Below are 12378 nucleotides of genomic sequence, written 5' to 3' on the forward strand. Positions count from 1 at the left end.
ATGTTCTTGTTTATCGTGCAAAGGGCATCCTCTCATCCTTTTCATCTATGATTGGAAATGGCAGCGGCCTCTCTTTTTCTTCTTCGGCATTTAAGCGGTTCGTTGCCTGTATCATTCGGTCATATTCATGATAGGAGACCAGCAATCGCACAACCTCCGAGTAATTCTTGCGGCCGCTCGGGATGTTGTTGCCTTTCAGATACCAGTCATAGATTTTGTCCTGTATCTTTCCAAGGAGCGGACTGTATTTCTCCCTCCAATACTTCCGGTTGCTTTGCACTTGTTCGATGATTTCGGGGCGTATGCGGTTGAAAAGTTGTGTGTATTCTTCTTCCGGCAGCAGCAGGGCGGCGTTGCCGAGCACATGCGGGAGCACTGACAAGTAGCCGCTGAAGCGAATGCCGCGTGCCTTGGAGCGGCTACAGACCTGGTAGGCATAGAAATTGGCTTCAGCTTCGCTCGTGATGCCCAAAAGATGGGCCAGCTCGTGGGCGTATGTGGCAGGATATTGCGAGGGCAGCAAATCGCCGTTCAAGGTGAATTCGCAAAAGAAAGGTCCCATGCTTCCGGTGACCCCAACCATCGAGATGAGAGGAGTGAAAAGCATGGTTTTGACACGCGGAGAATCATGGAAAGGAGAGTGCACTCCCAAAGAATCACTGATTTGTCGGTAGGCGTTGACACATTCTCTGCGCACCAACGGCTCGTTGATAGAGGTGATATGGGCGTAAGAGCCGTTCAGCTTGTCGATATAGTCATTTGCGAATGCCTGAAAGGTTTCTGTGCTGTATTCCGGATAATGCATGTCCGTGCGTTCATATATGTCTTCTTGAAAATAGTTCAGCCCCCATGCCAGGTAAAACCATACATAGATCCACGCCAGATATTCCGCTTCGTTCAACAGAATCTGCTTCCATTTCTTTTTCTGCGCGCGGCGTGCCCTGACGGGATAGAGGAAAAGGCCGGTGATGCTCAGGAAGATAAATAAGTCGCCTATGGCGAAAGGGATAAGTCCGGAAAAAGAAGATAAACAAAAAGCGATTGCAGGATAAACAAAGCATGCATACGTTTCTCCCCAAGATGGGATAAGTTGAGTTGCCCATGTGGCAGACAGCAGCACGATTAGTATAACATGTCTGAATTTTAGCTTGCAGCTCATTTTATCTATTGTTTTATAGAGGCAAAAATATATATTTAATTTTTAATTCATTAATTTTGCGCCCGTTATTCGATATAAATTAACTGTAGATAAGACAAGAAACATGGAATTAGCAAGTAAGTACAATCCCGCTGACGTGGAGGAAAAGTGGTACAGCTACTGGTTGGACCACAAATTATTCAGTTCGAAACCCGATAGTCGTGAGCCTTACACTGTCGTCATTCCGCCTCCTAACGTCACCGGTGTGTTGCACATGGGACACATGCTTAATAATACCATACAGGATATTCTGGTACGCCGTGCCCGCATGGAAGGCAAGAATGCCTGCTGGGTGCCGGGAACCGACCATGCTTCTATCGCCACCGAGGCCAAAGTGGTGAACAAACTTGCCGAACAAGGCATCAAGAAGGCCGACCTTACTCGCGAAGAGTTTCTGAAGCATGCTTGGGAATGGACTGACGAGCATGGCGGTATCATCTTGAAGCAACTTCGCAAGCTGGGTGCTTCGTGCGACTGGGATCGCACGGCTTTCACCATGGATGAAACGCGTAGCGAGAGTGTGCTGAAAGTCTTTGTCGATTTGTATAATAAAGGTTTGATATACCGGGGTGTCCGCATGGTGAACTGGGACCCGAAAGCATTGACTGCCCTCAGCGATGAGGAAGTAATTTATAAGGAGGAACACAGCAAGCTGTACTATCTGAAATATATGGTAGAAGGCGACACCGGAGGACGCTATGCGGTAGTGGCTACCACTCGTCCCGAAACCATCATGGGAGATACTGCTATGTGCATCAATCCGAATGATCCCAAGAATACTTGGTTGAAGGGCAAGAAGGTGATTGTTCCTTTGGTAGGTCGCTCCATCCCGGTGATAGAGGATGATTACGTGGATATAGAGTTCGGTACAGGTTGTCTGAAGGTGACTCCTGCGCATGATGTGAACGACTATATGCTGGGCGAGAAATACAATTTGCCGAGTATCGATATATTCAACGATAACGGAACACTCAGCGAAGCGGCAGGCTTGTATATCGGCATGGATCGTTTCGACGTGCGCAAGCAGATAGAGCAAGATCTGGCTGCGGCCGGATTGTTGGAGAAGGTAGAGGCGTATACCAACAAGGTAGGCTGCTCCGAACGGACCGGTGTACCCATTGAACCGAAACTCTCCATGCAATGGTTTCTGAAGATGCAGCATTTTGCCGATATGGCTTTGCCACCGGTAATGAATGATGAATTGAAGTTCTATCCTGCCAAATATAAGAATACATATAAGAACTGGCTGGAAAATATCAAAGACTGGTGCATCAGCCGCCAGCTGTGGTGGGGGCATCGCATCCCGGCTTATTTCTTGCCGGAAGGCGGCTATGTGGTAGCTGCCACTGCCGAAGAGGCGTTGAAGTTGGCTAAAGAAAAGACCGGTAATTCCGGCTTGAAAATGGAAGATCTCCGTCAGGACGAAGACTGCTTGGACACTTGGTTCTCTTCATGGTTGTGGCCTATATCTTTGTTTGATGGCATCAACAACCCCGGTAACGAGGAAATCAAATATTATTATCCTACAAGCGACTTGGTGACCGGGCCGGATATTATCTTCTTTTGGGTGGCACGTATGATTATGGCCGGCTACGAATATGAAGGCAAGATGCCGTTCAAGAATGTTTACTTTACGGGCATTGTTCGTGATAAGTTGGGACGCAAGATGTCCAAATCATTGGGTAATTCTCCCGATCCGCTGGAACTGATAGACAAATATGGTGCCGACGGCGTGCGCATGGGTATGATGCTTTCGGCTCCTGCCGGCAATGACATTTTGTTTGACGATGCGCTGTGCGAACAAGGGCGTAACTTCTGTAACAAGATATGGAACGCTTTCCGTCTGCTGAAAGGCTGGGAAGTGAGTGCCGAAGTGCCTGTACCGGAATCTGCGGAATTGGCCATGCGTTGGTTTGAGGCCAAGCAGAATGCAGTAGCTGCCGAAGTGGCTGATTTGTTCGGCAAGTATCGTTTGAGTGAAGCGCTGATGGCTGTTTACAAGCTGTTCTGGGATGAATTTTCTTCCTGGTATCTGGAAATGATTAAACCGGCATACGGTCAGCCCATCAACCGGGAGGTATATGAAGCTACTATCGTTTTCTTTGATAACTTGTTGCATCTGCTCCATCCGTTCATGCCGTTCATCACGGAAGAATTGTGGCAGCATCTTTGCGATCGTAAAGACGGTGAGAGCCTGATGGTGAGCCCGCTGTCAATGTCTGCATCGGTAGATGAGAATATCGTCCGGGATTTTGAGACAGTGAAAGAGGTTATCGGTAATATCCGTTCCATCCGTTTGCAGAAGAACATTGCCCAGAAGGAAGCGCTTGAGTTGCAGGTAATCGGTGAGAATCCGGTTGCTGCATTCAACGCGGTTATCACGAAAATGTGCAATTTATCGTCAATAAATGTCGTGGAGAACAAGGTTGACGGTGCAGCTTCTTTCATGGTAGGCACTACGGAATATACTGTACCATTGGTTAATATGATTGACGTGGAAGCCGAAATAGCCCGTATGGAGGCCGAACTGAAACACAAGGAGGGCTTTCTGCAAGGCGTACTGAAGAAGTTGGGCAATGAGAAGTTCGTGAACAATGCTCCTGCCGCAGTCCTTGAGATGGAGCGCAAGAAGCAGGCAGATGCCGAAAGCATCATCAACTCCTTGAAAGAGAGCATAGCCGCCTTGCGTAAGGCATGAGCGGCAAAGGTATGAAAAGAGGGGTGTCAAGCCCCTTCTTTTTACGAAAAAAAGACCCCTGCCACAGATAGCTGTAGCAGGGGTAAATCTTTCTATTCAGGCATCCCTCTCTTTTTTATTTGTACGACAGAGGAAAGGAAGGCCTCTAATTTCTTTTATTTCTCCAATAAATTCTTCAAGAAAGCGTCCAGTTCTTCATCCAGTCCTTTCAGCAGTTCATCATTCACCAATAAGGTTTCGTCATCTATCAGCAAGAGTTCGGCAAGGGTTTCTTTCTCATCGTCTACCAGAACAAAGGAGAAAGGTTTCAGAATGGTCAGTTTGTCAAAAGCTCCCGCATTCTTCATGTTGCAGAGCAGGGTGGTGAGGATGCGTTCCGCATTCTCGTAGAAATCATCCCCTTCGTAGGTAGTCCATTCTTCGATGGTGGTGTTGATAAGCTCTTCGTCCTCATCGTCAAAGACAGACAGCTCGCCCGAGTTCTGGTTCGGTTGCAGATGGATATCCGTGATGATGGTCTGTTCACAACCGCACGTATATTTGCCGATTGCTCTTTTGATGCTATCTTCCAAGAGAGATAATGACGATTGACTGAGCTTCATAATTGTTTTTTCTTAATGGTTGTTCAAAGGTAGGTAAAAATATTTATAATGTATGATTAAAGGTGAAAAAAAACAGATATATAACTATTCTTCCTCTTTAAACCGCATCATTTGCATGTTCAGCCGGGCCATTCCTTCCTTTCGTTTCTGCAATTTGTTTACGTATGAGGTGGTGAAGAGATAATACGAAGCCATGTTGTCAGTGAGTTCGGTACTGTTCGGGGCTGTCTTTCCTTTCCCGTCGGTGAGGGCCTGTGCTTTCAATGCCCATTCCAGTGCGACGTCTATGCTGTCTTGCATCTCATATCCCAAGGCGATGTTGCAGGCGGCGTGTATTTTCTGCCTTCCCTTTTGGGTATTGTAAGTCTGCTTCCAAAGTGCGATAGCTTCTGTCCAGTTCTCTTCTTTGGCATATATTGCTCCGTCGCGCATGTTCACTGACCCGCCGCTGAAGAGATATCGTTCATCGGTTTTCCAGTAAGGGAGCAGATGTTTGGTAGGTACGGTTCCGGCAAACTCCGATGCCTGCTTCAGCATCTCCTTTTCTTTGATGAGGTGGCTGCGCACGTAAGCCTCTCCGCTTCCTACTTCCTCCCAGAAGATGCTGTCGTTGCCGTTCACGGTCACCATGGGGCCTTTGCGGTTGGGCAGATACACTTTTACCGTGGGATATACTTTCACGTCCACAGTGCCATGAAAAACTCCCCAATCGGGTATGTAACTTATCTTGCGGGTGGAACGCATCTGTACATTCTCCAAAGCAATCAGGAAATCCACATTCAGGGTTTGGATAAGATGATTTACTTCTTCGGCTGTCAATGTGCTTTCTCGCGGGCTGATGTCTTTGCTGCGCAAGGCAGAGTCGCAGATCACTACTTCTTCAAAGTAGTTCTCGGCGGCCAGACTTTTTGCCAGCGATTCGGTGGTTGTTGCAGCATCGCCGTTATAATAATCGGTCATCCGCATCAATTCGTTTTCCCCTTTCTTCTGTTCTTCTTTTGCGATAATCAGTTGGTTGTCGGGAACAAGAGGCATGTTGTTGACAACAGCCACCCGCTTCAGTGCGGCGGGAAAGCTGATTTCTGCCGGAAGCATATAGTCAATGGACAGTTGTTCCACACTTTGGCAACCGCCCAAAAGCAGTAAAGCTGTCAGTAACAGACAATAGTGATATTTTGCCATCTTCTTCGAGGTCTTGGTTTAAAAACAAAATTACGTTTTTAAGCCGATATACCAAAGATTAGAAGTTATAAAAAGGTTAGGTGAAAATAAAAAATGCAAATGCCGGTACCATACAAAAAGAGTACTATAAAAAAGCGCAGAGCAAGATTGGTCAAGCTCTGCGCTGCGCTTCACGCTGTTCGGCATCAGATGTTTCTTCCGTGACAGTTCTTATATTTCTTACCGCTGCCACAAGGACAAGGATCATTACGTCCCACCGTCTTTTCGCTACGAATGGGTTCCCGTCTGGGTTGCTCGCGCGTGTCTCGTGCTGCTGCAGCCTGCTGATGCGGGTCGTTCAGGTCAACCTTCTGTTCGCGGTATCTGCTCATGTCCTGGCGTTGCTCCGGAGCGGCTTGTCGCACCTCTACGTGGCGGGCGGGCTGTTGAGCTTCCCGGCCTTCGTCAGGTGCCTCTTGCATCGGAATCTGTCCGCGCATCAAGATAGAAATGGTCTGGTTGTTTATCTTGTCAACCATGGCATCAAATAAGTTTACGGATTCCAGCTTGTAAATCAGCAAAGGGTCTTTCTGCTCGTAGCTCGCGTTCTGTACAGAGTGTTTCAGTTCGTCCAGTTCGCGCAGGTTCTCTTTCCATGCTTCGTCAATGACGTGCAGCAGGATTGATTTCTCGAACGACTTCACTACCTCTTTGCATTCGGTCTCGTAAGCCTTCTTCAGGCTGCACGAAATGTTGTACATCCGTTTGCCGTCGGTGACGGGTATCAAGATGTTTTCGTACATGTGTCCTTGCGTCTCGTACACCTGCTTGATAACCGGATAGGCAATCTGTGCCATACGTTCGGTCTTTCGCTTGAAGAGCGTCATGGCGGCGTCGAAAGTTCTCTCCGCAAGGCTCTCTTTCTTCTCGTTGCGGAATTCCTCTTCGCTGAAAGGCACCTCCATGGCCAGTGTCTGGAGTACATCCATCTTGCAGTTTTCATAGTCGGGAGCTTCTACGGCATTGGCACAGCGATCCCATATCATATTCACAATGTCCATGCCTATACGTTCGCCCATCAAAGCATGACGGCGTTTGGTATAGACCACCGTACGCTGTTTGTTCATCACGTCATCGTATTCCAGCAGGCGTTTACGGATGCCGAAGTTGTTCTCTTCCACCTTTTTCTGCGCCCGTTCTATGGATTTTGAAATCATGCTGTGCTCAATCATCTCACCCTCCTTGAAGCCGAGCTTATCCATCACGCTGGCAATGCGGTCGGAAGAGAAGAGGCGCATCAGGTCATCTTCCAATGAAACGAAGAAGACGGAAGAACCCGGGTCGCCCTGACGCCCTGCACGACCTCGCAACTGGCGGTCTACGCGACGGCTCTCGTGGCGTTCCGTACCGATGATGGCAAGACCTCCGGCGGCTTTTACCTCGGGACTCAGTTTGATGTCGGTACCGCGGCCTGCCATATTCGTGGCGATGGTCACTGCACATTTCAAACCCGCTTTGGCTACAATGTCCGCCTCCTTTTGGTGCAGCTTGGCGTTCAGCACGCTATGCTCTATTTTACGCATGGCCAGCATCTTGCTCAGCATCTCAGAGATTTCCACAGAGGTGGTACCCACCAGCACGGGGCGTCCTGCTGCCACCATTTTCTCTATCTCCTCGATGACGGCTCTATACTTTTCGCGTTTCGTCTTATAGACGCGGTCGTTCATGTCGTTACGGGCAATGGGGCGGTTGGTGGGGATTACCACCACATCCAGCTTGTAGATGTCCCACAGCTCGCCCGCCTCTGTTTCGGCGGTACCCGTCATACCGGACAGCTTGTGATACATGCGGAAGTAATTCTGCAACGTAATCGTGGCGAAAGTCTGCGTAGCGGCTTCCACTTTCACGCCTTCCTTGGCTTCGATGGCCTGATGCAGACCGTCGGAATAGCGGCGGCCTTCCATGATACGTCCGGTCTGCTCGTCCACAATCTTCACCTGCCCGTCGATGACCACGTATTCGTCGTCTTTCTCGAACATGGTGTAGGCCTTCAACAGCTGGTTGATGGTATGCACACGTTCACTCTTGATGGCATAGTTGGTCAGCAAGGCATCCTTCTTTTCAAGGCGTTGTTCGTCTGTCAGGTCTGTTTCATTTTCCAAGGCCGAGAGTTGGGCTGTGATGTCGGGCAATACAAAGAAGGTGGGGTCTTCGGCGTTGCCGCTTATCAAGTCCACGCCTTTGTCCGTCAGGTCCACGCTGTTCAGTTTCTCATCGATGACGAAGTACAGCGGCTCTGTCACCTCGTGCATGCGCTTGTTGTTCTGCTCCATGTAGATTTCCTCGGTCTTCAGCATGCCGGCCTTGATGCCTTGTTCGCTGAGGAACTTGATGAGGGCTTTGTTCTTGGGCAGACATTTGTGGCTGCGATACAAGGCGAGGAATCCCTCTTCCTGGTCTTTCTTGTCGTCCGAGGCGATGAGCCGTTTGGCATCAGCCAGATATTGGGTAGCGATTCTCTTTTGCGCTTCCACCAGCCGTTCCACCTGCGGACGCAGCTGTTCGAAGAGCTGGTCGTCTCCTTTGGGCACGGGGCCGGAGATAATCAGCGGAGTACGGGCATCGTCTATCAATACCGAGTCCACCTCGTCCACGATGGCATAGTTGTGCCGGCGTTGCACGAGGTCTTTCGGACTGATGGCCATGTTGTCGCGCAGGTAGTCGAAGCCGAATTCATTGTTTGTTCCGAAGGTGATGTCTGCCAGATAAGCTTTGCGGCGGGCATCGGAGTTGGGCTGATGCTTGTCGATGCAGTCCACGCTCAAGCCGTGGAACATATAGAGCGGTCCCATCCACTCGGAGTCGCGTTTGGCCAGATAGTCGTTCACGGTCACTACGTGTACACCGTTACCTGTCAGGGCATTGAGGAATACCGGCAGAGTGGCCACCAGCGTTTTACCTTCACCTGTAGCCATTTCGGCGATTTTGCCTTTGTGCAATACCACACCACCGAACAACTGCACGTCATAGTGCACCATATTCCATACCGTATCGTTGCCGCCGGCTATCCAATGGTTTTGGAAGATGGCCTTGTCGCCCTCTATGCGGATGAAGTCCTTTGTGGCAGCCAGTTGGCGGTCAAATTCGGTGGCCGTCACCGCCACCTCTTCGTTTTCGGCGAAGCGTCGGGCCGTTTCCTTTACGATGGCAAAAGCGGTGGGAAGTACTTCGTCCAATGCCTTTTCGTAGGTATCCAGTATTTCCTTCTCTATTTTGTCTATTTGATTGAAGATGTCTTCGCGTTTTTCCAGTTCGGTGTCTTCCACACTTGCTTTCAATTCTTCCACTTTGGCGCGCTGTTCGGCAGCCGATTCGCGGATGTAAGCTTTCAGTTCCTCGGTCTTGGCGCGCAAGCCATCGTTGTCGAGCTTCGCTATTTCCGGATAAGCGGCTTTGATTTTCTCCACCCACGGCTGTATTTCTTTCATGTCGCGTGTGGACTTATTGCCGAAAATCGAGCTTAAAAATTCATTGAGTCCCATTATATATCTTTTTTATTATTATAGCTGAGTTAATTAGGCGTGCAAAGTTACTGATTTCTATACAGATTACCCAGCCTTGCACCGATTATTTTAATCCTCCCGAAATCATTTTAAAAGAATTTCCGTCCGTTCCGGAAATTTTATTTTCCGAATCCTCAAGTACCGATGACGCAGACGATAGGCAACGTTCTCCTTCTTGGAAATCCAAGTCATCCGCATCTGAAGAGTTCGTCATCCGTATCTGAAAAGTTCGTTTCCGAAGCCGGCTTTTAGAAGTCGAGGGGGGAGGCAGTGCTTGCATTTGGGGCACGGATGCGCATCACACCGGCCAGAGTGGGGGCAATGCGGTCGATGCTCACGGGTATGCGGACGGTTTCCGCTTTTATGCCGCTGCCCAGTAGTATGAGAGGAGTGGGGATGTGGGCTTTGCGCACCACACGATTGTCGGCGTTGTTTTCCTGCATCACCGTCCAGCCCGGCAGCACATCGATTGTCAAGTCGCCCGAGCGCTTGCGGTGAAAGCCGTTGCGGATGCGCTCTGTCTGTGGCGACCAAGGTCCCAGCAGCAGGCGGTGAGCCGAATACACCTCGTTTACTCCGCTGAACTGCACCAGAAACTCGGCAGCCTTTTCTTGAATCTCCGCCAAGCTCAGTTGCTTGCTCTCTATCAGTTTATGATTGAGGTAGATTTGCCGGTTGTAGTATGCCTCCACATACTGTCCTTCGCCGTAGGTGGCCATGAGGAACATGTTCAGCAGCGTGGCGCATCGGTTCAGGTGGAACTCTCCGCCCGGTATGCGGTAGATGCCCGGGTCGGCGGTATCGGCATCGGCATAGCCCGTTGAGGTGATGCAGAAAAGCACGTTATGCAGTCCTACTTTGCGGTCGATAAGCTCAAGCAGAGCGGCTATGCTTCTGTCCAGCCGGACGTAGGCATCCTGCATCTCCGTGGCGCACTCCTGCACGCTTTGGCGGTTGTAGTTTCCGGCGTAGTAGGTCAGCGAAAGCAGGTCGGGCACTTCATCCTGCCCCACGGTGCTTTTGTTCAGCAGTTCTTCGGCCAGCAGGTTCACTTCCTCGTTGATGAAAGGAGTGGTGAGCAACCGTCGGAACTTATTGCTCCGTTCGCTGTCCGGCTTGTATTTAAAAGGCTCGTCTCGCCATTCGGGCAAGAAAGTATAGTAAGCGAAAGGAAGTGCCGGTGTCCACACCATATCCTTGATGCGGAAGTCGGGCGATTTTCGTTCGTTGTATAGGCTCATCCACCACGGAAACTCGCTGTAGTAGGTCGTACTGCACCATTTCCCCGTGTTCTTGTTGAGCCAGAAAGCACCGTTCCCGGCATGGCCTGCTCCCAATATGGCGGCATCGCTGAAGGGTGCTATGGCATAGACCAGCCCTTTGTTCCGGGTGGCTATTTTCAGCTCGTCGGCGATGGTAGATGTCAGTAATCGGGAGGGGGAGGTGCTTTCGTCGGTATAGTTGCCCATGAAGTCGGGGTCTTCCACGCAGTTCACGGGGCGTAGCGTGTTGGCGTCCAGCCAGTTTTCGGCAATGATGCCGTTCATCGAAGGCGTTGTTCCGGTATAGATGGCGGCAATGGCCGATGCCCGGTCGGTTCCGTTGAAAGCGAATTCCGCCTGACGGAACACTTTGCCTTCGCGCAACAGGCGTTTGAATCCTTTTTCTCCATATAAGGACGAGAACGCTTCCATATAGTCCGTGCGCAGCTGGTCGATGGTGAGTGTCACCACTAATTTGGGGGAGGCAGGCAGCGGTTGGGCTTGCATACCGCCGAATGTCAGCGCAAGTATGGAGGTTATCAGTCCTTTTTTCATTTCTTTTGTTTATATGCCAAAAAGAGGTTGCTTCCCGAACGTATCAGCAAACACAGTGCCAAAGGTAATACTGTCAGCGGAATTTCTTGAGGAATTACTACCCAAAGGGCTATAAAAAGAGTTAAAACCATGAAATTACCCCCCATATAGCGGCTCATCTTCTTCTTTCTTACCCTGAGTGCCATGCATGGAAGGCAGAGCAAGTGCAACGGATGAAACACGAACAGCAGGTAGTTGGGGCTTACTGCCGGATGTTTCGAGAAGAGTGCCAGAAAAGCCAGTATGCAACCCGCCGCGCCCGCTGTGGCGAACAGTGCAATATCCATCCCCCACAACGATTTCCGTCTCCTTACTCCCCAAAGGGTGACGCCTGCCACCACCGTCAGCAGCAGCAGGGCGGACTGCATGGGGGTGATGCCGTCGGTGCGGAAGTCGGCAGGAGTTTTTCCTGTCAGCACGATTTTCTTTTCCGACGCCACCAATGGTCGTCTCCGTCCTTGCCGATCCGTGACCTGTGCTTTGCTGAAATGCTCTTGCAGACAGAAAGGGACGAACATCATTTCTCTTCTGCTGATGGGTTCATCGGCCTTGCTGCCCATGCACAAGTCCATGCCGAAGCGTGCCCACGGATGCCCTTCGCTGTATGTATGCAGCATATCGCGGAAGCTGACCCCCGTGTTGTTGTCGGTCATGTTCTCGGCATACTGCAAAGTGCCGTCTATTACATGCTCTATTTGGTCACGTGGCCGGGTGGCGCAGTTGTCGTAGAAGAAATTGTAGAGGTACATGCGGTTTTCCGGTCGGTAGTTCTCCTGAAGCCGCCTGAAGAGATGTTCTTTTTCACCGGATGTCAGGTTCAGTGTCTGTTGCCATACGTCGCGCCCCAAGGAATCGTATTCGTTGGCAAAATACCGATATTCCGTCACTCCTAATTGATAATACGTATCTCCCAAGGCAAAACGAAAGGTGAAATTGGGAGTATTGAAATCGAACACCCCGTAATTGAACACGACATCCACGCCCCGTGTGAAGTTTTCATAGCGGATGGCGGTATGGCCGAAGAGGTAATATATCTCTCCGCCTGCGGCACACGTCAGCAAGCTGATGCGGGTGGAGTCTGCGGGGACATTGCTCTCGGCCGTTGCCGCTTGCAGGGTGGCAACGGGCAGGAGAAGAGCGACGAAGACGAAGCGGAGGAGAATGGAGGAAAAATGTTTCATACCTGTTTTCGTAAAATCTCGATAATGCTGTTCTTGGGTAATGCGGGTGCAAAGATAGTTCTTTTTTCGTAGTTTCTCCGCATCAGCTCCGTATATCCTCCGCATGAGCTCCGTATATT

At 50.1% G+C, this 12378-nt stretch carries 7 protein-coding genes; 1 reads left to right on the forward strand and 6 read right to left on the reverse strand.

The features are described from left to right. Positions 1-10 precede the first annotated feature (10 nt). Positions 11-1159, reverse strand: coding sequence for a DUF3810 domain-containing protein (locus C4H11_RS11695; RefSeq protein ID WP_106042246.1), 1149 nt, complete (start codon positions 1157-1159; stop codon positions 11-13). A gap of 103 nt (positions 1160-1262) precedes the next feature. Between C4H11_RS11695 and C4H11_RS11700 the strand changes: the two genes are divergently transcribed. Beyond that, positions 1263-3896, forward strand: coding sequence for a valine--tRNA ligase (locus tag C4H11_RS11700; RefSeq protein ID WP_106042248.1), 2634 nt, complete (start codon positions 1263-1265; stop codon positions 3894-3896). Between the two features lie 155 nt (positions 3897-4051). On the opposite strand, the gene C4H11_RS11705 is transcribed toward C4H11_RS11700, so the two are convergent. The 5 genes from C4H11_RS11705 to lnb form a co-directional block, all read right to left on the reverse strand. Continuing rightward, positions 4052-4498, reverse strand: a complete 447-nt coding sequence (locus tag C4H11_RS11705) for a hypothetical protein (protein WP_106042250.1) — start codon at positions 4496-4498, stop codon at positions 4052-4054. A gap of 84 nt (positions 4499-4582) precedes the next feature. Beyond that, complete coding sequence (locus tag C4H11_RS11710) at positions 4583-5680, reverse strand: DUF6340 family protein (protein WP_106042252.1); 1098 nt, start codon at positions 5678-5680, stop codon at positions 4583-4585. A gap of 185 nt (positions 5681-5865) precedes the next feature. After that, a complete protein-coding gene (secA, locus tag C4H11_RS11715) occupies positions 5866-9201 on the reverse strand; it encodes a preprotein translocase subunit SecA (RefSeq protein WP_106042254.1) in 3336 nt (1111 codons plus the stop codon). Positions 9202-9470: 269 nt separating this feature from the next. Beyond that, a complete protein-coding gene (locus C4H11_RS11720; protein ID WP_106042256.1) occupies positions 9471-11039 on the reverse strand; it encodes an alkaline phosphatase family protein in 1569 nt (522 codons plus the stop codon). After that, positions 11036-12259, reverse strand: coding sequence for a lipoprotein N-acyltransferase Lnb (lnb, locus tag C4H11_RS11725; RefSeq protein WP_106042258.1), 1224 nt, complete (start codon positions 12257-12259; stop codon positions 11036-11038). Before lnb ends, C4H11_RS11720 begins: the two co-directional genes overlap by 4 nt. Between the last annotated feature and the right edge of the window lie 119 nt (positions 12260-12378).

The sequence above is a fragment of the Bacteroides zoogleoformans genome (assembly GCF_002998435.1).
Classification (GTDB): domain Bacteria; phylum Bacteroidota; class Bacteroidia; order Bacteroidales; family Bacteroidaceae; genus Bacteroides; species Bacteroides zoogleoformans.

Coding starts and splice junctions, on each gene's coding strand:
- secA (WP_106042254.1), bottom strand. CDS start 9,201: ATGGGACTCAATGAATTTTTAAGCTCGATTTTCGGCAATAAGTCCACA.
- C4H11_RS11700 (WP_106042248.1), top strand. CDS start 1,263: ATGGAATTAGCAAGTAAGTACAATCCCGCTGACGTGGAGGAAAAGTGG.
- C4H11_RS11705 (WP_106042250.1), bottom strand. CDS start 4,498: ATGAAGCTCAGTCAATCGTCATTATCTCTCTTGGAAGATAGCATCAAA.
- lnb (WP_106042258.1), bottom strand. CDS start 12,259: ATGAAACATTTTTCCTCCATTCTCCTCCGCTTCGTCTTCGTCGCTCTT.
- C4H11_RS11720 (WP_106042256.1), bottom strand. CDS start 11,039: ATGAAAAAAGGACTGATAACCTCCATACTTGCGCTGACATTCGGCGGT.
- C4H11_RS11710 (WP_106042252.1), bottom strand. CDS start 5,680: ATGGCAAAATATCACTATTGTCTGTTACTGACAGCTTTACTGCTTTTG.
- C4H11_RS11695 (WP_106042246.1), bottom strand. CDS start 1,159: ATGAGCTGCAAGCTAAAATTCAGACATGTTATACTAATCGTGCTGCTG.